We start from the raw sequence: 20,001 nt of genomic DNA on the forward strand, positions 1-20,001 counted from the left end.
CTGTAAGGACGAATTTCTCATTTTGTATTATGCTAGTAATAATGAAATGAGAGAGGAATTATTCATATGTCGTACATCAACAGAAGCACACAGAAGCATTCCACCCGCACCGCACGCGCGAAGTCCAAGCGGAAAGCAAAAGGGGTTGCAGTTACCGCCGTGGCGCTTTCCGTCGTATCATTAACCTTGTCGGGATTTGCCGTATACTCGTATTTGAAGCAGCATACGGCAAGCTCAATCGTCAAACACTCCACAACGGCTGTCGTGTCCGCTAATCTGGCCGGCAAAAATGAAGGCACTGTCGTCCAGCCGTCGACAAAACCGGAGCCGTCGACACCGGCTGAAACAACTCCGCCTGCCGCCACTCCAACCGACTCAAAAGCTGCGAACTCTGAGCCTGTAAAACAGTCCGCCGTTAAGCAGCCGAAGGTGATCTATTTGACTTTCGACGATGGCCCTAGCAAACATACACAGGAAATCATGGATATTTTAGCCAGATATCAAATTCACGGCACCTTCTTTATGATCGGAAATCAGCTATCCGGCCATGAGCAAACCGTGAAGGATGCGGTTGAAGCCGGCAACTATGTCGGACTGCACAGTATGAGCCACAACAAGAAAAAAATTTATGAGAGCGGAAATTCGGATAACTTCATCAATGAATTCAAGCAGGAACAAAAGCTGATGGCTAAGATCACCGGAGTTTCGCCAACGCTCATCCGGGCGCCGTACGGCAGCAAACCGGAGATCGGCGAGCAATTCCGCGGCGATATCGCCGACGCGGGTTTTAAAATGTGGGATTGGACGGTCGATTCCCAGGATTGGCGGTCTTCGGACAACCCCAAGCGTATTTTGAAGGAGGTCAAGCGCCAGGTGCACCGGGATACCGAAGTGATTTTAATGCACGAAAAGGCGCAAACCGTGGAAATCCTTCCGGAGGTTATCGAATATTTGCAGAAAAAAGGGTACGCCTTTGCCGTTTACAAGCCCAATCACCATGTCAGCGTAAATTTTGCCAAAGATAAGCGGCTGTAATCCGGCCCCTGAAGGCTTCGATCACGCTATGATATAATAGCTATCAGCATGTGGTTGAAAGTGAGGTTGTCTTTTTGAAATTATGGCGTAATGTTATCGCGGTTTCGCTATCCGTTTGTCTACTGCTGACGGCTTGTACGTCCGAGCGGCCGCCGGAAGCGAATCAGGCGCAGCCGGAGCCGCCGGAAGAAAAAGGGCAGACGCTCACCGTCATTAATCCCGCTTCCTCCGAGAGTCTAAGAGCGGAAGCCGCCGTGCCCTCGGAGGATAAGAACAACCAATATCAAATTCAAACGCGACTAACCGATTTTCAGTTGCTAAGCACGACTACCGGATTGGCCTGGGGGCGTACTCAAAGCGAGCTGAGACTTTATCTTACTCGAGACAACGGGCAGACCTGGACGAATATTTCCCCGGCCGCTTCGGTGCAGTTTCCAAGCACGCCGCGTTTCGGCAAAGACATTTTTTTTATCGATCCGCTGCATGGCTGGATTGTGCTTAATGCCTCCGGTCTGGATGACGCGATCGTCTTAAGAACGGATGACGGCGGCGTCACTTGGAAAGTCTCTTCATTTCCGGGAGCGGACCAGGTCGAAGGGATTTATTTTTCGAACGAGTCCGCAGGTTGGATATTGGCCAGCAAAACGAGCGAAACGGGAAGTATTGAAAGAGTGCTATACGCGACGGACGACGGGGGAGCTACATTTGATCCGATTATGGGAGTTCCGGACCCGAACAGCTTTACGCTGGAGCGGCCGGCGAGCGCCGGTCTGGGGAAGGGGACCCCTGTATCGATGGCGTTCATTGATCGGTTTAGAGGCCTCGTCAGCGAGATTGAAGCAGGACAACCCGCCCTTTACGCGACCGGGAACGGGGGCGAAACGTGGGCGAAAAAGAAAGGCTTTTTTGACCCGTCAAAGTTCAAGACTTGCGAGCGGTTTAGCATCGGCAATGTCTCTCTTTTCGAGGACGGCAGTTCAGCCTGGGTCCCAGTCGGCTGCACTCGCGATGAAGCCACCAAGTTTAACGGCTACTTTACCCAAGATGCCGGAGCCACCTGGACGATGGTTCCTTTCAATTTATCTTGGCAGACCGGGTTTAATGAGGAATTGACCCCTACCTTTTTGACGCGCAACGAAGGCTGGACGATTATGGGCTCGACCGTTTACTATACTTCAGATCAAGGAAATCATTGGACGCCATTGCCGCGAAGCCCGAAACTGGTTGATATTATGGCCGATTATCCGGAAGTGGTGAAGCTGCAGTTCTTTTCCTCCAGAGTAGGCTGGCTGCTCGTGGCCAAAGAAGATCAGAAACGTTCGCTGCTACTGCAGACCAGAGACGGGGGGACGAGCTGGCATGTGCTGTAAGTCTGTCCGCGCCTGGGGCAACGCGAATATTCAATAGGAAAAAGTATGGCGGCGCGGCCATGCTTTTTATTTTATATAGTTTGTGAAAATAATCACATATTGAAAACCGACATTGTGATATATTTAACTTGTAAGGGAAACAGCAGCAAACCGGAGCGGTGCTCCAAATTTGATGGCAGGAGTGAATAGTGATGAAAACGACGACGCAAGACACGGTAACCCGCAATTATCTCCAATTTTGCTACACCTGCGAAGATGCTCATTTATGCACGACCGAAGATGTGTGCCGGGCTTGCTGGGCGGAAAAGGGGCTTTTGGATAACGAACCCGAAGCCGACGGCGTCGAAGAAACCCGCCAATTGCTGTTTGAATATTATGCTTGATTCATTTTCGCCAGCAGGCAAGTATGACTAAACCTCCGGTTCGATTTAAGAGCCGGAGATTTTTTATGATTTTGTGGGACAAGGGTGTCATAATTTACGCTGCAGGTGAATAACAAGTTTCAAATTAAGCGGCATATACTTAGGAAAGAAAGGGGAGGGACAAAAGAAGCAGGCCATTGCCTCTATGGAAGGAGGGCGAACCATGCAGTCATGGGTGGAAATGTTCGAGATGATGGAAACCGCGCTGCCGATCCTGCTCGTTGTGCTCACGGCGATCGTTGTAATTTCATCGGCGGGAGGGGCATGGCGCTTTTTCGCCAGCAGCAGGCAGCCCGTACTTAGCGTAAATTCGGTGATCGTCGGGAAGCGGACAGAAGTTTCCCACCGCCATGATACCGAGACAGCGGTCAACCGTTCGGACACGAAATATTATGTTACGTTTGAGGTCGAGAGCGGCGATCGGCTGGAATTTGCCGTCAGTGGCTTGGAATACGGCCAATGCGCGGAAGGGGACGAAGGGAAGCTGACGTTTCAAGGCCGCCGTTACCAAAGCTTTGAACGGGTGCGGAAAACGCAGCGGACGGAAGTGGAGGAGTTCCGGAAATACCGCAGTACGCTTTAGCCTTTAAATCAGACGAGGAAAGGAAGTCGCCAGGTTGAACGGAAATACGTCAAATAAAAACAGAAGCAAACGGAGCGCCTTTAATTTAGGTACTCGCGTTCGCTTCTGTTTTTGTTTTTAGATCCCGGATTAATGGGTATAAGCTTTGATTCGCACGTTATCCGCCAAAAGCGCCTGGGCTACCGTCCGCGCGCTGGAAAATGCGCGTTCGGCGAGTTCGCCTTTGCCTGTGCAGCCGTCGCCGCAGAAGTAAAACGGGACGCCGGCCAAGCGGTTGGGAAGCAGCTTGTTTGTACAGATGTTTTTGACGCTGGCAACCATCGCTTTTTTGGAAACGCGTTTGACTTCGACAAAATCCCGCCAATCCGGGTAATACGTATCGAACAAGGCCTCCATCTGCGCGGTTTTTTGCTCCAGATACTGTTTCTTTTGTTCCTCATCCGCAAAGTCGTCATTCAAGTAGGCGATGCCCTGAAGCAGCTGGCCGTGCACCGGCGCAACCGTGAAGTCGGTCGCGGAAACGTCGCTGATGAATATTTTGTGATCCATGTCGCTAATGTAATGGAATGGACGGGCTACGACTTTTGAGAAGCCTACGTCATACACCAGCACCTCGGTAGGGGTGCAATCTTTGTACGGCTCAAGCGAAGCGGACCATGGCGAGTTTTCCAGCAGTTTGACGACCTGCTGTACCGGCATCGCAAAAACAACCTGATCGTATTCCAAACGCTCCCGCGTTTTGGTGCGCAGCACAAACTTTCCGTCTTCCATGACGATCGACTCGACCGGCTCCTTCACGGAGATTTCCCAGTTTTCGTTGCCGCGGATCTTGTCGACCAACTGGCCTGTGATCGTCGCCCAACTGCCGAGAATATAGCTTACCGGCCGCTGGGAAAGGAACAGGTTATGATAGTACTCGGCGATGACTTCGCCGGGCACTTTCCTGGCTTCCTCCGGCGTAATGAAGAAATTGGAGCAGACCAGATGCGCCCAAAGTTCTTTGACATCGGCGGAGGCGTGAGAATGATCCAGATAGTCGCCCAACGTACGATGATGCTTCAGTTGGTGGATGTTGCCGATGACCGCGGCGACCTCGCTGACGAATCGCACCTTCTCCATCGGCGTCAAAACCTCCGTCTTGACGATGTTGACAAAATCGAGCGGGGCGGCGGTCAACTGCCCGTGCTTGGCGTACATTACTTTGCGTTTATCGACCTGCTTGCTTTGAAATTTAAGGTCCAGCTCTTCTTCCATATGATGGAGCGTGTGTCTGTCGATTCCGTATACCGCATGCGCTCCGTAATTCAGCGTAAATCCCGATTTCTCATAAGTAAATGCCCGGCCGCCAAGCTGCGGACTCCGTTCAAACACCGTGCCTGCCGTCTCCTCGTTGCCCGATAAGTATGCCGCCGCCGTCAACCCGGCCAAGCCGCCGCCAATAATCGCGATTCTCATGTGGGGAACCTCCTAAAAGGTGTTGTGAAGCAAAACGCTTTATAAAGAAATCACCAAAACCATATAAAAAACATTTATTTACTTAACAGTATATGCTATTCGTGTAAGCGCGTCCATAGAAATAGCCACAAAATGTTCAATATTGTAATCGTATTCACATGATGAATTCGCTTTCAACTATTGACAAGGCTGTTTTTAGGAGATTAGACACCCGGATAGGCATTCGCACATACAATATAGCGTCAAGTAGGGAGGAAGGAGGGACGGGATTGGCGGTCATTAAAGCAAACTCGGAAGACGTCAAGCTGCTGGCGCGCCTTATGCGCGCGGAAGCGGAAGGCGAGGGGGAGCAAGGGATGCTGATGGTCGGGAACGTAGGCGTTAACCGGATACTGGGCAATTGCCTTGATTTTCAGAATATACGCCTAATGAAGCAAATGGTGTTTCAATCCCCGGGCGGCTTTGAAGCGACGCAAAAAGGATACTTCTACCAAAGGGCCCGCGATCGGGATATCCGTTTAGCCCGGAGGGTGATAGGCGGAGAGCGGATACGGCCGGCGACCAATGCGCTGTGGTTCTTCAAGCCCGCCGGCAATTGCCCCGGGACCTGGTACGATCAGCAAAATACCGGGCGTTTCAAATCGCATTGTTTCTTTGCCCCCAGCGCGCAAAATTGCCCGGGCGTTTATTAAGCGTACTTAGGCACGGCTAAGAAAGTGAAACCTAAGCAAGTAAATTGAGGAGGAATCGATACATGTTTACCCAGTCTTACCGGCCGGCTGCCTATCCCGCCGGCTACAACACCGCTCCGGCCCAAACCGGGGGGGCGGGTTTTGCGGCTCCGATGGGAGGCGGGGCAGTCGTCCCGCCGCAAGTGCCGAGCGGCAGTCCGATGACGCCCGGAGGCACGGTAGTGCCTTCGGCCATTCCGACGTTTGAGCAATCCTACATTGAAAATATTTTACGCCTGAATCTGGGGAAAGTCGGCACCTTTTATATGACATACGAAAACAACCGGGAATGGAATGCCAAAATATTTAAAGGCGTTCTCGAAGCCGCCGGCCGCGACCATATCATTATCAGCGAACCGGCCACCGGCCGGCGGATCATTCTGCTCATGGTCAACCTTGACTTTGCCACGTTTGATGAACCTTTGTATTATCAATATCCCGGCACCATCGGCGCCCCGCCGCCTACAAGATGAGATTAGGGCCCCCTCGCGAAAGGGGGTTCTTTTCATTTTTGCGGCCGGCGCGCCGGTAGCGGTGTCATACCGAAGCGTTTGACTGTGTAGTGTATAATAATATAATTAATAGTAATCATGGTTTATGCCGAAATATGCTGAAAGGGAGATGAATCCATTGGGAAGTTGACGCTGCTCCATATAGATGAAAAATACAAAATGATGTACAATTCCATACCGCGAAGGAGGTGCACCTATTCACCGCTGGATAGGCGGGAATAGGAAACGTATTGAGTGACCCTTTACCGAGTCTTCTGCATGTAGGACTGATGGTGCTGCTGGTATTGCTGAACGGATTTTTCGTGTCCGCCGAATTTGCGATCGTCAAGGTCCGAAGCTCCCGCATTGACGCGATGGTGGAGGAAGGGCGAAGGAGAGCCGCGATCGTAAAAAGGCATTTGGATCATCTGGACGGTTACTTATCGGCGTGCCAGGTGGGCATCACGCTCAGCTCGCTGGGGCTGGGGTGGCTGGGCGAGCCGGTTGTGGCCCGGCTGCTAAGCCCGCTGTTTGAACTGACGGGTCTGGGCGAAAGGCCGGTTTATCTCATCTCGTTAACGGTTGCTTTTATTCTCATCGCCGTCTTGCACATCGTTCTGGGAGAGCTCTCCCCGAAAACGATCGCCGTCCGCAAGGCGGAAACCATCACATTATGGTTTGCCTGGCCGATGCTGCTGTTTTACCGTATCATGTATCCGTTCATTTGGATTCTGAACCATCTGTCGTCCGGCCTCTTGCGTCTGTTTAAGATTTCGCCGGTTTCGGGGCAGGACTCCGTGCATACGGAGGAAGAAATCCGGGTCATGATGAAGGAAAGCAGCGAAAGCGGCTTGATCGACAGCACGGAGATGTCGCTTGTAGACAACATTTTTGAATTCGCCGATACAACGGCGCGGGAAATTATGATTCCCCGGACCGAAATGATTTGCCTTTATACCCAGCATTCGCTGGAGGAAAACCTGGAAATCGCCTTGGAAGGCACAAGAACCCGATATCCCGTATGTCATCAGGATAAGGACCATATTATCGGATTTATCCATATTAAAGATTTGATCCGCTCGAATACCCGGAATTTGCGCGACCTGATCCGGCCGATCATGGCGGTCCCGGAATCCATCCAGATCAGCGATTTGATGAAACGGATGCAGCGGGGAAGAACGCAGATCGCCATCTTGATCGACGAATACGGGGGAACCTCCGGCATGGTGACGCTTGAAGATATCGTCGAAGAAATCGTCGGCGAAATTCAAGATGAGTTCGACGAGGAACGTCCCGGAATCGAGCAGGTTGAACCGGGCGTCTATTCCGTGGACGGACTCATGCTGATCGAATCGATCAATGACCGGTTTGGTCTGGAACTCGACTCCGACGATTACGATACGATCGGCGGGTGGCTTTATTCCCGGATCGAGATTTTGCCGCCGCAGGTTGGCCAAACCGTGGAATACGGCGAATTTGTTTATGTGGTGGAAGAAACCGACAACAAGAGAATTTCACGCGTCAAATTAATCCGGCAGCAGCTTCAGCCGCTGGAAGAGGCCGGCGCATAACATACAGAAGGCTGCCCCTTAGGTCCTGAACTTGACCTAAAGGGGCAGCCTCGTTTTGGTTTCGTTTACGTAGGCCGGCTTCTTTCCCATTCGCTGTATAGCTTTTTCTTGATGCCTTCCCGGGTGCGGAACAGCCGCTGCCGGACGATATTTTCGCAAACGCCCAGCTTATCGGCGATTTCCCTGTAGCTTAACCCCAGCCGCCAGCGGTATTCGACCATGATGCGGTACTCCGGCTTCAAGCGGCGCAAATACGTAATGATCGCTTCTTCCATCAGCTTCGTTTCCACCGAGTCCTCGACCGAGCCGTCTTTCCAGGAGGCGGCAGCCAACTCGCCGATGGCGGATGTCTGCTCCAAATTTTGCCTATACTTCTTGTTCTTGCGCAGATAGGTGATCGCCATATTGCGGGATACTGTCCTTAGCCAGGCCCGCAAGCTCGCTTCCGCCTTAAAGACGGGCTTCTTCAGCATAACCTTCAGGAAGGCCTCCTGGATGATGTCCTCCGTGGCCTGATGATCCTTGACAATAAGATAGATGGTGCCGTATACCCATTCATAAAAAGCTTCGTACACTTGTTTTTGCTCGTCCTCGTCCAACTCCGAATAATTGGCGGACAGCAGGCACTGCAACCGGTTTGGCATGCGTTCCCTCTCATCTCCGCTAAAAACGATTCTATGGTTACTCTATCGGATGCTCTAGTCATTCGGATGCTCTATTCATTTTACTCTATCAACCAATGATTAGGTACTATTTTCCATAAATAAAACAAACTTGTCATTTGTTCGTGATACGGATGACGCTGCCTAAGGGAATCGATTACAATAGATAGGGTGTGTCAAAAATATAACCTGCTCCGTAAGGTTAGGGGCGGGGAGAGCATCGTAATGCACGGAGGGAGAGAACATGAAAAGATTAATCTGGCTGGGATGCTGGTCATACCTGCTGATCGGCCTGGCTCATGTCGTCGTCGGCTCTTTGATGCCGAATCTGCTGGAACAATACGGCAAAGATTACAGCGCGGGAGGCAGCCTTATTTTTGCTCAATTCGCCGGATTTTTGGTCGGCGTGCTGGTTTCGCCGCTGCTGCTGGCCAAATTCGGCAAACTTTACGGACTGTTGATTGCCACGGGGATGCTTTGCACTGCGGAGGTTTGCTATTCGCTGCTGCCGCCTTGGGAATGGATGTACGCCATCGGGGCCGTGGCGGGGTTTGGATTCGGGATGATCGAGGCTGTGATCGGCACGATCATTCTCGTTGCGGTGACGGAAGGCACCGCGGTCGCCATGAGCCGGCTGGAGGTGTTTTTCGGGCTGGGCGCGCTGCTGATGCCGGTGACCGCGGGATTTTTCATCCGCGCGGAGGTGTGGCGGTTTTCGTTCCTGGTCGTGGCCGGTTTGGCGTTTATCATGCTGTTTGCCTGGGGCAGGGGAAACTTCGGCGAATTCCGCGGCGCGCTGTATGCCAAAGGGAAGCGGCAGGATAAGAAGGGAGGTTGGCTGAAGCAGTACCAGGGGGCTAGAGGAGTGTTGCTCGCCGTATTTATCGTGTTTTTCTTTTTTTACGTCGGCACCGAAATGAGCTTCGTCAACTTCCTGCCGTCGCTGCTGATCGAGAAGCTGGGGCTTGATAAACCAACCGCAGCGTTCAGCGTCACGCTGTTTTGGATCGCGATGACCTGCGGCCGTCTGGTCGCCGGCACACTTGCGGAAAAAATCTCCTACAGCCGTTATGTGCTCTGGAGCTGCATCGTCAGCTTTGTGCTGATTGCGCTGTTTTCTTTGACCGGGGGGAAGGTCGTTACATATATCCTCATTTTGCTGTTTGGTCTGTTTATGTCCGGGCTGTTTTCGATCGCGCTCGTATTTGCCAACAAGCTGCTGGTCGGAGCCGAGGAGTCGACGCCAAGCCTGCTGATCGCATCCGGGGGAGTAGGGGGAGCCGTTCTGCCGTTGATCATGGGGAAAACGATGGATCTGGGCGGTGCTTACGCCTCATCCTGGCTGCTGGCCGGCTTTCTGATGCTGCTCGCGCTGCTGAGCATCTTCGCCGTGTTCATTCAGCGAAGCCGGGGCAGCGCGCTGGCCGCCGCCGTATCGGCCGAAAGCAACGGGTAGCGTTTCGCAAAAAAAAAAGCAGCCGTCATCCGGAATCCGATTCCAGGTGGCGGCTGCTTTGTACTTATTGGCGGTGATCAATCAAAAGGCCCAGTTGCCTTTGGCGAAAATCGGTTCTTCCTTGCCGTCCTCCGTAATCCCGAAAATGTCCATCTCGGCCGAGCCGACCATAAAGTCTTCGTGCGCCAAGCTGGAATTCAGGCCGCGCTGCTCCAGCTCTTCTTTGGACATCGATTTTCCGCCCTCCAGGTTGAAGGCATACGCGTTGCCGATCGCCAAATGATTGGAGGCATTTTCGTCGAACAGCGTGTTGTAAAACAGAATGCCGGACTGAGAAATCGGGGAGCTTTGCGGCACCAAAGCCACCTCGCCCAGATAATGGGAGCCTTCGTCCAGTTCGACCAGTTGCTTCAATACGTCCTGGCCGACTTCCGCCTTGTAATCGACGATCCGGCCGTTTTCGAACGTCAGCGAGAAGCGGTCCACGATCGTGCCGCGGTAGCTTAACGGCTTGGTGCTGGACACGGTTCCGTTGACGCCGGTTTTAAGCGGAGCGGTGAACACTTCCTCGGTGGGCAGGTTGGCCAAAAACGTATGCCCTTTGGCGTTAATGCTTTCGGCGGCAACCCAGAGATGGCCATCCGGCAGCTCGATCGTCAGATCGGTCCCGGGAGCTATGTAATGAAGCTTCTTATATTTTTTGGCGTTCAAATAATTGGACTTCTTCTTCAGATTGGCGATATGCTCTTCCCAGGCCGCGATCGGATCCGGACGGTCCAGACGGACGGTGCGGAAGATAGCTTCCCAAAGCGCGTCGATCTGCTGCTCCGCGGGAAGATCCGGGAACACTTTGGCTGCCCAAGCCTTGGAAGGGACGGCAACGATCGACCAGCTGAATTTATCGGACATTTGCATTTCCCGATATTTGCTCATCGCCTTGCCGTAAGTTTTCTGGTGATTGGTTAACCGCTCGGTGGACACGCCGCTGAGCAAATCGGGGTCCGAGGACATGACATGCAGGACGGCAGCGCCGTTTTCCACGTACTCGAGCATCTCGCCCGCATACCATTTCGGTTCGTCCAGGAAAGATTCCTCAGCCGCCATATCGTATCTCAGGCGGGTAACCGTGTCGTCGCTCCAGTTGACTTTGACGAACCGGGCCCCGGTTTCATAGGCCTTCTTCACGATCAGCCGCACCAGCTCGGCGGAATCAATCGCACAGTTGATGATCAAAGTTTGGCCTTGTTGAATGTTTACGCCGACCTTTACGGCCAGCTCAGCGTATTTTTCCAATTTTGTTTGAAAATCTGACATGGATTAGCCTCCGTTTTTTACAATTTGGTTATTGTTTTATCATACATCATTCTTCAAGATTTTAGTAATAAACCGGGTCCCAGGCCGCTTTAGCCGATAATTATTTTCCCTTCGGGGTAACGCAGCAGCTCTTTTTTCGATTTCGACGTGAATGCATAGGCGAGCGTAAGCGGCCCGATCCGTCCCAGGAACATAACGGCGCAAAGAATCCATTTGCTGATGTTTTTGAGCTCGGGGGTTAAGTCCAGGCTTAAGCCGGCGGTCGCAAATGCGGACGTCGCCTCGAACAGCAGCGGCAAAAAGGCGTGGTCTTCCAGCGCGGAGAGCGCCATCGCCACAAAAACGACGAGAAACATGGCCAGCCAGGTTTGGGTGATCGCTTTGATGATCGATTCTTTGGACAAACGCTCGCGGAATAAGACGATATCTTCCTTGCCGCGAATCATGGCGTAAATGGCTCCCAGCAAAATGGCGAATACCGTCACCTTGATTCCGCCGCCCGTAGAACCCGGCGCCGCGCCGATGAACATCAGCAGAATAAGCAAAAATTGGCTGGACTGCTCCATATCCGACACGCTGACGGTGCTGAGCCCCCCGGATCTCGCGCTGACGGAATGAAAAAAGGCGGCCATGGTCCGATTGGTCCAGCTCATCGGCTGCAGCGTATGCGGATTGGAGGATTCGATGGCGAGCATAGTCAGCGCCCCGATCACCGTCAGGATCAGAGTCATGGTCAGCACGACCTTGGAATGCAGGGTCAGCCGGCGCGTACGGCGGTAGCTGACCAAGTCGGAAATGACGATAAAACCGATTCCGCCAAGAACAATGAGCGCCATAACGACGATATTGACAAACGGATCGCCGGCGTATTCCGCCAGCCCGCTGAACGGGCCGTGGATTTTTCCGAACAGATCAAACCCGGCGTTGTTAAAGATCGACACACTGTGAAACACGCCAAAGTAGAGAGCCTGGCCCAAAGGCATGTCCCGGAAAAATCTCGCGGCCAGGAGCAGCGCGCCGACAAACTCGATGCTGAAGGTATAGACGCAAATTTTAATGATTAACTGCAGCAGTCCTCCGATCGCATTGTAGTTCAGCGTTTCCTGCAGAACGAGACGGTCGCGCAAGGAAATGCGGCGATTAAAAGCGAGCGAGATCAGCGTGCCGATGGTCGTAAAACCTAAACCTCCGATCTGGACCAGCAGCAGGATCACGATTTGACCGAACAGCGAAAACTGCGTTCCCGTATCCACAACGGCCAGTCCGGTTACACAGGTGGCCGAGGTCGCCGTAAAAAAGGCGTCCGTCAGCCCCAGTTTTTTGCCTCCGGCCGAAGCCGGTCCCAGCGAAAGGAGAAAAGCGCCGATCGTGATCGTGAGCGCAAATCCGAAGGTCAGCACTTTTGCGGGAGACAGCATGTTTTTTTTGCGTTTAGACATGGAATCCACCTTTACTCTTGTTGTACCGAATACCGATATTGATCTTGCCATAAAACATGGTACGATATTGCAGTAAGGTTGTACAGGCATTACACAAGACAAAAAATGCGAATCCGGGTAAAGGAGTACAAATGATGGAAGAATTAACGATTGTGGAAGCCCAAATGAAGAGACAGGAGGACGGATCCTACATCGGCAAAACCGTCTTTCAAGTAAGCTCCCATAAAGCGGGATATGAAATCGCCTTTTACAGCAAGGACGGAGGAGATTGGGATTACAGCCTGCATTATGCGAGCGAACCCGGCATTGAAGAGCAGTTCATGGCTGTAGACACAAGAATCGAAGAGGATGACGAATGGTTCGATGCGCTTCTCGATGCCGCTTGGGATACGTTGGCGGAGGAATGAGATCGGCCGTGTACGCACGATCTTCCCACAAGAGAGGAGGGGACAACTTCTATGATGCAGCATCCTTTTTATCGCACTTCGCTGGGGATTATCATGCTGCTGACGATCATTTATTTGCTGTCCAAGGTCAGTTTCATTTTTAATCCTTTCGTCACCCTGGTGCAGATTCTCATCGTCCCCTTGACGATTTCCGGGTTCCTTTACTATTTGCTGCGCCCAATCGTGCAATTTCTGGAGCGGAAAAAATGGAACCGGGTGCTGTCGATTCTGTTGATCTACCTTCTTTTTGCCGGAGTGGTTACGATCTTTTTTATGGTCGTTTGGCCGCCGCTGCAAAAGCAGCTGTTCGAGTTCATGAACAACGTTCCGAAACTCATGGCCAGCTTGCAGGAGCAAATGAACGAAATCCGCCGCAGCCGGTATTTTTCGTTTGTTACAAGCGAAGGCAGTCCGGAAGTGATGAACAAGGTGACCGAATACCTCAATTCCGCGTTGAATACGGTCAGCGGATACGTATCGCATGTGTTTAGCTTTTTGAACAATTTTGTGATCATCGTGGGGACCGTGCCGATTTTTCTGTATTACATGCTGAAACAAGACGATAGGGTAACGCCTTCTTTGGTGCGGATGCTTCCGGTCCGTTACCGGATCGACGGCGAGCAGGTGATCCATGAGGTCGACAATATGCTGAAGGGGTTCATCGCCGGCCGGATGATCAGCGCCATGCTGCTGGCCGTTATGGGTTTCATCGGCTTTTGGCTGATCGGTTTGCCGTACCCGCTGCTGCTGGCCATCGTCATGGCCCTGTTTAACTTTATTCCTTATTTTGGCGCGCTGCTCGGCGCCATCCCTTGCGTTATCGTCGCGTTTACCGTTTCGCCGTCAATGGTGCTTTGGGTCATCATCATCGTCGTTGCCGCCCAACAGATCGAAGGCAATATGATTTCTCCGTATATTTACGGGAAAACGATCAACATTCATCCGCTAACCACGATCGTGCTGTTGTTGATCGCCGGCGATTTCATGGGCATCCTCGGCATGATCCTGGCCATACCGCTTTATATGACGCTTAAAATTATCGTGATCAAAGCTTACCGGCTGTACATCGCCCAAAAGGTAGACAAGCTGCCGGAAGCGTGATGAATATCATATCTCCAGATGCCCTGCATGCGAGATGATTTTAGCGTAACCAAACGATCATTATTTAGCTCGGGGGATGAGAGTATGGCAGTAACTGCCAAGTCCGGGAAGTATTTTTACGCGTGGAGCAGAATACTTGCCGACGGATCGTTTTACCTGCCGGATCAAGCCCTGCAGGAGTATGGTATTCATCCGGATTCCCAGATCATTTTAATGACGGGACGCAACACGGTCCGGGGCTTCAGCGTGGTATGCAAGGAAATGATCGCAAATTCGCCGCTGGCGGCCGTCTTCGCCAGCATTCCCCAACTTCGGCAACTTGCTGTTCCCGAGGGGGAGACGATTACGTTTAAAGAACGGACATTCTGTTGGGTTCATTTGAACTGTAACCGCTATTTTACGCTGCCGCCCGGGACGTGGGAGCAATTCGGCCTGAAGCCGGGGGATCGGCTGCTCAGTTTGCGGGCGACGCATTTGGCGTTTAACAACTTATTGGAAGGTCCGTTCATCGAGCAAGCCAAACAAATCCCTGATCTGGCCGCCTACGGATAAAAAGCTGCCGCCTTGCCCCTTTTTGAACGAGGGAGCAGGGCGGCAGCTTTTTGCGGTTGGTTTGTCGTTTATTGTGCCTGGCCCGCGTACCCACGGTATTTGTGGATCAGTTCCCGGTACGCGTCCTTGGGTCTTAAGCCGATCAGTTTCTCCACCGGCTCTCCGCCGCGGAAGAAGATAACCGTAGGCATCGACATGATTCCGTATTGCGATGCCAGTTCCGGATGATCGTCGCAGTTTACTTGGAGCAGGGGAACGGCTCCTTGAAATTCCTCGTGCAGCTCTTCCAGAATCGGCGAGAGCACCTTGCACGGAGGGCACCACGGAGCGTCAAAGTCGGCGAGCACCAATTCCGCGGCCGCGCTTTCCCGGTTGAATTCGTTAGCATCGGCGATCCGTCTGATCGTCATATTCCATCATCTCCATCTCGGGATTTTCTTCTAAAATGTAGTGAATCCGTTCTTCCAGATTTGACTTGATCGTTTGCAGCAGCTCAATTTGCTCGGTAATCTCCTTCAGCTTGCTGCGGTACACCGGCATAATCTCCCGGCAAAACGCTTCTTTGCTTGTCATTACGCATTGCAGAAAACCGGCGATTTCCTGCGTGGTCAGGCCGAGGCTCAAATAAAACTGAATCGTTTTTACCTGCTCGGCGGTCAAGCTGTGATAATCGCGATATCCGTTGTTTAGCCGCTTTGAGGTGATTAGCCCTTGCTCCTCGTAATATCTAAGGGAACGGATGCTGACGCCGGTCGCCTTCGACAATTCTCCAATTTTCATAAAACCTAACCTCACCTGCCTTCCGGATTCATTATAAACCCTTACACTAATGTGAGGGTCAATAGGTTGGCCGTTATTTTTCGCCAGAGACGAGAAGGATGTTATGGCAAGGCTTAATCTTGGGCCCGGAAGTGTGTATAATGAAAGGAATGATTGACCCCAAAATGAGCGTTTGACGAGGAGGCACGCCAATGAAACCGGCTTTATTAATCATCGACATGCAGAAGGGCCTTTTGAGCGGTCCGCGGCTGCAAAGCGAGCTGTCCGTAGCTAGCGAGTATATTAACGCCGTGGCCGACTTGTTCCGGGACACCGGCAGACCGGTCGTGGTGGTGCAGGATACGGAAATGGGCGAGCATTCGCCCGGATTTGAGGTGACTCCGGAAATTAGGCTTGCCGATTCGGATCTCCGCATTTCGAAGGAATGGAACAACGCCTTTTGGAAAACCGATTTGGAGCAGCTGCTGCGGGATAAGGAAACCGACTTTGTCGTCGTCTGCGGTTTTGCCGCGGAACATTGCGTAACCTTTACGTTTAACGGCGCCCGCGAGAGGGGCTTTGGGGCGGCGATCCTGCAAAAAGGCATTCTCGGCGAACATCCGGATGCAGTGTCCGGCGTATACCGGGACCGCAGTTTGATCAGCTATGCCGTTATCCATGCTTTGTTGAACAATCAATGACTATGATTATTGACACCCCGGTCAATTTGTAACTAATATTGTTACTGATGCTTGGAAAGGGGGATACACGCTTGACGATCAGCTCCAGATTTTCCGTGGCCATTCACATTTTGTCCCTGCTTGAAATCAATAAGGACGGGGTTAGTACATCGGAGTATATCTCCGGCAGCGTGAATACGAATCCGGTCGTTATTCGCCGTATTATGAGCATGTTGAATAAAGCCGGGCTGGTGGAAGTTCGCCCCGGCGTGGCCGGCACCAAGCTGTCCCGCAAGCTGTGCGACATTACGCTGCTCGATATTTACCGCGCGGTGCATGTCGTGGAGGAGGACGGGTTGTTTGCGGTGCACGATCACCCCAACCCGGATTGCCCGGTCGGACGGAATATTCAGTCTGCGATCGAACCGATCTTCTCCATGGCGCAAAAAGCGCTGGAGAAAACGTTGGAAGCCGTGACGTTGCAGGATATCGTCGAGGATATTTCCGCAAAAACGCCGGTGGTGTAAGTGCAAACTGAATCAACATCCGCTGTCAGACGCTTTGCACGATTATCCCGTTTGATCAGGAAGCAGCGAAGAAGATAAATTCAGGAGAAAGAGATATATTGGGGAAAGGATACTTTTGGGATCGGTAGAAATGTTTTTGAGAAGCAGACCTGTTCTAGATCAATAGATAGCTTTGGGAGAAGGAGGTTTAGGAGAAGTGAAGCAGACCTGACGAGAGGGATGGGGCAGGACACCGAAAAAAATGAAAAGACCGTGATCTTGCTGCAGCCTGGATCCGTTTGCAGCAACGAACTGAAACGTTCAAGCACTTCTATCAGGCCGCAGCCGCAGCGCCGAGATGCCGCCCTCCAGCAGGAACAACTCCAGGGCCTGGAACCACTTCACCAGGGGGAGATGCGTTCCCTCATCAACCCGAAAATCTCACCTGAACTGCCTCATTTTTTCCTCATCTTTTTTGTTTTTTTCTTCCCTCTTTTTGGGAACCCTTACTATAGCCCCAATCCCTGCCTCCCTGAACTAAAGGGATAATCGTGCAAAGGCAGGCAGAAGGCAGGAACATCAAGGCAGGAACACCAAGACACGAACGTTATCAATGCAAGAAAAACTACCGCTAAACGGCCTGGCTTCTTTGAAAATACGCCGGTAGACGTTTTTTTATATGCGCAGCCGAAACCGGCAAGTATTCGTTGACACACGGTTCACCTGTAACTATACTGATTACATAACTATCATGTAACCAAACCGGTTACACTATATTGCATGAAATAGAGCATTTCGTATCCACACCAATCTTTGCGTATAGGAGGAATTTACATTTTGTCTGAGCACGTATCCATTCATCCCGCTGCCCGGATCGGCAGCGTCTATCTTAAAGTTCGCGATCTGGACCGGTCGGTGGCCTTTTATCGGGAAGTGATCGGCCTGAGCGTACTGAAGCAAAACGGAAACGTAGCCGAACTCACGGCCGACGGGAAAACACCGCTGTTGTACCTGGAAGCTAACGGGCAGTATCGGGTTATGCCGGAACGGTCGGTTTCCGGGCTGTACCATTTCGCGATCCTGGTACCGGATCGGACCGCGCTTGGCTTGGCGCTGCGCAATCTGATCAAATACCGAATTCCCGTTGGACAGGGGGATCACCTGGTGAGCGAAGCGTTATATTTAAACGATCCGGACCAAAACGGTATTGAAATCTACGCCGATCGGCCGCGCGACACCTGGCGGCGTGACGAAAGCGGCGAATATATCATGTCGACCGATCCGGTGGACGTGGATGGTTTGCTTGCCATTTCGGAAGGAGCCGAGTGGAGGGGACTTCCGCCGGCAACGCGGATCGGCCATGTTCATTTTCACGTCGGCGATTTGCGCGAGGCGGAGCGGTTTTACTGCCAAATTCTCGGCTTTGAAATTACCGCCCATTACGGCGGGGCGGCGCTGTTTGTGTCCGCCGGCGGATACCATCATCATATCGGCCTGAATACCTGGGCCGGCGTCGGAGCTCCCCCGTCGCCGGAGGACGCGGTCGGGCTGCGTTATTTCACGGCGGTGCTGCCGGACCTTGCGGCCCTGGGGGCCGTGGAAAGCCGGTTGGCGAATGCCAAGGCGGCCTATGAACGGGACGAGCAAGGGCGGGAAATCAGACTGACCGATCCGTTCGGCATCGGCATTAAACTAGTGATTGACCAGGCTAAATGATTTGACTCTTTCAATTGGCAAGGCTTCTCACCTATAATATTATACGATGCAATGTTATAGGAAAGGAGCGGTTGCCGTGAAGCTGTTCCCCCAGCTGGAGACGGAAAGATTTATTTTGCGCAAATTGACCGCGGAAGATGCCGGGGATTTGTTCCAGTATTTTTCCAATGACGAGGTTACGAAATATTACGACTTGGATCGGTTTGATAGTCTCCGGCAGGCCGAAGAGCTGATCCAAAACTGGAACATCCGGTATTTGGAGCGCCGCGGGTTTCGCTGGGCGATTACGGTCAAATCGGAAGGGGACCGGGTCATCGGTACATGCGGCTTCCATAACTGGTCTCAAGAGCACTATAAGGCGGAAATCGGCTACGAGCTGGATCCGGAATATTGGCGACAGGGCGTGATGAGCGAGGTGCTGCAGGAAATTTTACGCTTTGGCTTTGAGGATTTGGGCTTAAATCGGATTGAAGCCTTTATCGACCCGGACAATATTCGTTCCAGATACCTGCTCGAGAAGATCGGTTTTCATGAAGAGGGCTATTTGAAGGAATGTTTCTTCGAGAAAAATCAATTTGTTGACGCCGTCCTGTTTGCTTTGCTGAACAAGCAGTACCTGGCCAGGCTTGAGCAATTTCATGGCAAACTTTTTAAAACTCCATAATAGAAATGAAAAAGAGATTTGCTCCGCGAAGGAGCAAGTCTCTTTTTTGCTGATGGAAATGCCTGTGGGATGGGTATTATAATAATGATTGAAAACGTTTAAAATTTTAATAGTACGATTGGAGGAAACGCACTTTGAAATTAGAGAATAAAGCAGTCATCGTAACGGGAGCCGCATCGGGAATGGGCAGGGAAATCGCACTGTTGTTTGCCAAAGAAGGCGCCAAGGTCATGGTCTCGGATTTGAATTTGGAGGGCGCGAACGCCACGGTTGAACGGATTACAGCCGCAGGCGGGACGGCTCAAGCGGTGAAAACAAACGTCGCCGTGGAAGAAGACATTCAGCAGTTGGTGGATGCGACCGTTAAAGCTTTCGGCACGGTTGATATTTTGGTGAACAATGCGGGGATCATGGATAATTTCGAGCCGGCCGGCGACATCACGGATGAGCAGTGGGAGCGGGTGTTTGCCGTCAATACGACCAGCGTAATGCGTGCAACCCGGAAAGTGCTGCCGATCTTCTTGGAAAAGGAAAGCGGCGTGATCGTCAACGTTGCTTCTGCCGGCGGGTTATACGGAGCTCGTGCGGGCGCGGCGTACACCGCTTCCAAACATGCCGTGATTGGATTTACCAAAAACACCGGGTTCATGTACGCTCAAAAAGGCATCCGCTGCAATGCGATCGCTCCAGGTGGCGTAGAAACGAATATCGGGGCTTCGATGACCAATATCAATCCGTTTGGCGCTTCCAGACAACAGCTTGGTTTGGCTATTAATCCGCGATTAGGCAGCGCCGAGGAAATCGCCAAAGTGGCGTTGTTCCTCGCTTCCGACGATTCCAGCTTTGTGAACGGCACCGTCATCACCGCGGATGCCGGCTGGACCGCCTATTAAACATGTTAAGCAAGCCTCCTGATCCGGGAATGGAAAAGGAGGCTTGCTCTGTTAGCCGGTCTTCATTCACTTTACACCGGTACAAAGTATAAATGTTTGCAACCATCCGCGAAAGCCCTTCAGGGGGAGTTTTTTGGCGGATTTTTTTATTGAAG

Annotated in this window: 23 protein-coding genes; 17 read left to right on the forward strand and 6 right to left on the reverse strand. The window is 52.1% G+C overall.

What is annotated here, in order from left to right:
• Positions 1–66 precede the first annotated feature (66 nt).
• The 4 genes from NYE69_RS19085 (at position 67) to NYE69_RS19100 (ending at position 3,410) form a co-directional block, all read left to right on the forward strand.
• Complete coding sequence (locus tag NYE69_RS19085; RefSeq protein ID WP_124332134.1) at positions 67–1,035, forward strand: polysaccharide deacetylase family protein; 969 nt, start codon at positions 67–69, stop codon at positions 1,033–1,035.
• A gap of 74 nt (positions 1,036–1,109) precedes the next feature.
• Positions 1,110–2,405, forward strand: a complete 1,296-nt coding sequence (locus NYE69_RS19090) for a hypothetical protein (protein ID WP_213510379.1) — start codon at positions 1,110–1,112, stop codon at positions 2,403–2,405.
• Positions 2,406–2,596: 191 nt separating this feature from the next.
• Positions 2,597–2,788, forward strand: coding sequence for a hypothetical protein (locus tag NYE69_RS19095; protein WP_036623029.1), 192 nt, complete (start codon positions 2,597–2,599; stop codon positions 2,786–2,788).
• Between the two features lie 202 nt (positions 2,789–2,990).
• On the forward strand, positions 2,991–3,410 hold the full coding sequence (locus NYE69_RS19100) for a DUF2500 domain-containing protein (protein ID WP_340927413.1): 420 nt from the start codon (positions 2,991–2,993) through the stop codon (positions 3,408–3,410).
• 129 nt (positions 3,411–3,539) lie between these two features.
• Here the strand turns inward: NYE69_RS19100 and NYE69_RS19105 are convergent, their stop codons facing one another.
• On the reverse strand, positions 3,540–4,865 hold the full coding sequence (locus tag NYE69_RS19105) for a phytoene desaturase family protein (protein WP_124332131.1): 1,326 nt from the start codon (positions 4,863–4,865) through the stop codon (positions 3,540–3,542).
• 269 nt (positions 4,866–5,134) lie between these two features.
• Here NYE69_RS19105 and NYE69_RS19110 point away from each other — a divergent pair, with 269 nt between their 5' ends.
• The 3 genes from NYE69_RS19110 (at position 5,135) to NYE69_RS19120 (ending at position 7,658) form a co-directional block, all read left to right on the forward strand.
• Positions 5,135–5,557, forward strand: coding sequence for a cell wall hydrolase (locus NYE69_RS19110; RefSeq protein WP_124332130.1), 423 nt, complete (start codon positions 5,135–5,137; stop codon positions 5,555–5,557).
• A 62-nt stretch (positions 5,558–5,619) separates the two neighbouring features.
• Entirely contained in the window at positions 5,620–6,069 is a 450-nt protein-coding gene (gene gerQ, locus NYE69_RS19115) for a spore coat protein GerQ (protein ID WP_036623022.1), read from the forward strand.
• A gap of 269 nt (positions 6,070–6,338) precedes the next feature.
• On the forward strand, positions 6,339–7,658 hold the full coding sequence (locus NYE69_RS19120) for a hemolysin family protein (protein ID WP_155620119.1): 1,320 nt from the start codon (positions 6,339–6,341) through the stop codon (positions 7,656–7,658).
• 65 nt (positions 7,659–7,723) lie between these two features.
• Here the strand turns inward: NYE69_RS19120 and NYE69_RS19125 are convergent, their stop codons facing one another.
• Complete coding sequence (locus tag NYE69_RS19125; protein WP_316561133.1) at positions 7,724–8,302, reverse strand: RNA polymerase sigma factor; 579 nt, start codon at positions 8,300–8,302, stop codon at positions 7,724–7,726.
• A 262-nt stretch (positions 8,303–8,564) separates the two neighbouring features.
• On the opposite strand from NYE69_RS19125, the gene NYE69_RS19130 reads away from it, so the two are divergent.
• Positions 8,565–9,776, forward strand: a complete 1,212-nt coding sequence (locus NYE69_RS19130; RefSeq protein WP_340927414.1) for an MFS transporter — start codon at positions 8,565–8,567, stop codon at positions 9,774–9,776.
• A gap of 81 nt (positions 9,777–9,857) precedes the next feature.
• Here the strand turns inward: NYE69_RS19130 and NYE69_RS19135 are convergent, their stop codons facing one another.
• Both NYE69_RS19135 and NYE69_RS19140 read right to left on the reverse strand, forming a co-directional pair.
• Positions 9,858–11,090, reverse strand: coding sequence for an aminopeptidase (locus NYE69_RS19135; RefSeq protein ID WP_340927415.1), 1,233 nt, complete (start codon positions 11,088–11,090; stop codon positions 9,858–9,860).
• 89 nt (positions 11,091–11,179) lie between these two features.
• The gene (locus tag NYE69_RS19140; protein WP_340927417.1) at positions 11,180–12,529 is read right to left on the reverse strand and encodes a TrkH family potassium uptake protein; all 1,350 of its coding nucleotides are present in this window, start codon (positions 12,527–12,529) and stop codon (positions 11,180–11,182) included.
• Between the two features lie 134 nt (positions 12,530–12,663).
• On the opposite strand from NYE69_RS19140, the gene NYE69_RS19145 reads away from it, so the two are divergent.
• The 3 genes from NYE69_RS19145 to NYE69_RS19155 all read left to right on the forward strand — a co-directional run bounded on the left by NYE69_RS19145 (position 12,664) and on the right by NYE69_RS19155 (position 14,628).
• Complete coding sequence (locus NYE69_RS19145; protein WP_036623012.1) at positions 12,664–12,936, forward strand: hypothetical protein; 273 nt, start codon at positions 12,664–12,666, stop codon at positions 12,934–12,936.
• 51 nt (positions 12,937–12,987) lie between these two features.
• Positions 12,988–14,076 (forward strand): AI-2E family transporter, encoded by a 1,089-nt coding sequence (locus NYE69_RS19150; protein WP_340927418.1) that lies wholly within the window; start codon positions 12,988–12,990, stop codon positions 14,074–14,076.
• 84 nt (positions 14,077–14,160) lie between these two features.
• The gene (locus NYE69_RS19155) at positions 14,161–14,628 is read left to right on the forward strand and encodes a hypothetical protein (RefSeq protein WP_340927421.1); all 468 of its coding nucleotides are present in this window, start codon (positions 14,161–14,163) and stop codon (positions 14,626–14,628) included.
• A gap of 68 nt (positions 14,629–14,696) precedes the next feature.
• On the opposite strand, the gene trxA is transcribed toward NYE69_RS19155, so the two are convergent.
• Positions 14,697–15,038, reverse strand: a complete 342-nt coding sequence (trxA, locus tag NYE69_RS19160; protein WP_340927422.1) for a thioredoxin — start codon at positions 15,036–15,038, stop codon at positions 14,697–14,699.
• Positions 15,010–15,408: a MerR family transcriptional regulator gene (locus NYE69_RS19165; protein WP_326043635.1), complete on the reverse strand. Its 399-nt coding sequence runs from the start codon at positions 15,406–15,408 to the stop codon at positions 15,010–15,012. The genes trxA and NYE69_RS19165 overlap by 29 nt, the downstream gene beginning before the upstream one ends.
• A gap of 191 nt (positions 15,409–15,599) precedes the next feature.
• Here NYE69_RS19165 and NYE69_RS19170 point away from each other — a divergent pair, with 191 nt between their 5' ends.
• The 6 genes from NYE69_RS19170 to NYE69_RS19195 all read left to right on the forward strand — a co-directional run bounded on the left by NYE69_RS19170 (position 15,600) and on the right by NYE69_RS19195 (position 19,846).
• Positions 15,600–16,088 (forward strand): cysteine hydrolase family protein, encoded by a 489-nt coding sequence (locus NYE69_RS19170; RefSeq protein ID WP_340927424.1) that lies wholly within the window; start codon positions 15,600–15,602, stop codon positions 16,086–16,088.
• Between the two features lie 71 nt (positions 16,089–16,159).
• Positions 16,160–16,594, forward strand: a complete 435-nt coding sequence (locus tag NYE69_RS19175; RefSeq protein WP_036623003.1) for an Rrf2 family transcriptional regulator — start codon at positions 16,160–16,162, stop codon at positions 16,592–16,594.
• A 219-nt stretch (positions 16,595–16,813) separates the two neighbouring features.
• Complete coding sequence (locus NYE69_RS19180) at positions 16,814–17,122, forward strand: hypothetical protein (protein WP_340927425.1); 309 nt, start codon at positions 16,814–16,816, stop codon at positions 17,120–17,122.
• Positions 17,123–17,410: 288 nt separating this feature from the next.
• Positions 17,411–18,289 carry a VOC family protein gene (locus NYE69_RS19185; protein ID WP_340927426.1) on the forward strand — a complete coding sequence of 293 codons (879 nt, stop codon included), beginning with the start codon at positions 17,411–17,413 and terminating at the stop codon, positions 18,287–18,289.
• A gap of 76 nt (positions 18,290–18,365) precedes the next feature.
• Entirely contained in the window at positions 18,366–18,953 is a 588-nt protein-coding gene (locus NYE69_RS19190) for a GNAT family N-acetyltransferase (protein ID WP_172531694.1), read from the forward strand.
• A gap of 134 nt (positions 18,954–19,087) precedes the next feature.
• The gene (locus NYE69_RS19195) at positions 19,088–19,846 is read left to right on the forward strand and encodes an SDR family oxidoreductase (protein WP_340927427.1); all 759 of its coding nucleotides are present in this window, start codon (positions 19,088–19,090) and stop codon (positions 19,844–19,846) included.
• Positions 19,847–20,001 lie beyond the last annotated feature (155 nt).

It is taken from the genome of Paenibacillus sp. FSL R5-0527, assembly GCF_038008055.1.
Classification (GTDB): domain Bacteria; phylum Bacillota; class Bacilli; order Paenibacillales; family Paenibacillaceae; genus Fontibacillus; species Fontibacillus macerans.

Excerpts from the sequence above, each read along its gene's own strand:
- NYE69_RS19170 (WP_340927424.1), top strand. The coding sequence starts at position 15,600 with ATGAAACCGGCTTTATTAATCATCGACATGCAGAAGGGCCTTTTGAGC.
- trxA (WP_340927422.1), bottom strand. The coding sequence starts at position 15,038 with ATGACGATCAGACGGATCGCCGATGCTAACGAATTCAACCGGGAAAGC.
- NYE69_RS19095 (WP_036623029.1), top strand. The coding sequence starts at position 2,597 with ATGAAAACGACGACGCAAGACACGGTAACCCGCAATTATCTCCAATTT.
- NYE69_RS19125 (WP_316561133.1), bottom strand. The coding sequence starts at position 8,302 with ATGCCAAACCGGTTGCAGTGCCTGCTGTCCGCCAATTATTCGGAGTTG.
- NYE69_RS19085 (WP_124332134.1), top strand. The coding sequence starts at position 67 with ATGTCGTACATCAACAGAAGCACACAGAAGCATTCCACCCGCACCGCA.
- NYE69_RS19155 (WP_340927421.1), top strand. The coding sequence starts at position 14,161 with ATGGCAGTAACTGCCAAGTCCGGGAAGTATTTTTACGCGTGGAGCAGA.
- NYE69_RS19130 (WP_340927414.1), top strand. The coding sequence starts at position 8,565 with ATGAAAAGATTAATCTGGCTGGGATGCTGGTCATACCTGCTGATCGGC.
- NYE69_RS19145 (WP_036623012.1), top strand. The coding sequence starts at position 12,664 with ATGGAAGAATTAACGATTGTGGAAGCCCAAATGAAGAGACAGGAGGAC.
- gerQ (WP_036623022.1), top strand. The coding sequence starts at position 5,620 with ATGTTTACCCAGTCTTACCGGCCGGCTGCCTATCCCGCCGGCTACAAC.
- NYE69_RS19180 (WP_340927425.1), top strand. The coding sequence starts at position 16,814 with ATGGGGCAGGACACCGAAAAAAATGAAAAGACCGTGATCTTGCTGCAG.
- NYE69_RS19165 (WP_326043635.1), bottom strand. The coding sequence starts at position 15,408 with ATGAAAATTGGAGAATTGTCGAAGGCGACCGGCGTCAGCATCCGTTCC.
- NYE69_RS19135 (WP_340927415.1), bottom strand. The coding sequence starts at position 11,090 with ATGTCAGATTTTCAAACAAAATTGGAAAAATACGCTGAGCTGGCCGTA.
- NYE69_RS19150 (WP_340927418.1), top strand. The coding sequence starts at position 12,988 with ATGATGCAGCATCCTTTTTATCGCACTTCGCTGGGGATTATCATGCTG.
- NYE69_RS19100 (WP_340927413.1), top strand. The coding sequence starts at position 2,991 with ATGCAGTCATGGGTGGAAATGTTCGAGATGATGGAAACCGCGCTGCCG.
- NYE69_RS19105 (WP_124332131.1), bottom strand. The coding sequence starts at position 4,865 with ATGAGAATCGCGATTATTGGCGGCGGCTTGGCCGGGTTGACGGCGGCG.
- NYE69_RS19140 (WP_340927417.1), bottom strand. The coding sequence starts at position 12,529 with ATGTCTAAACGCAAAAAAAACATGCTGTCTCCCGCAAAAGTGCTGACC.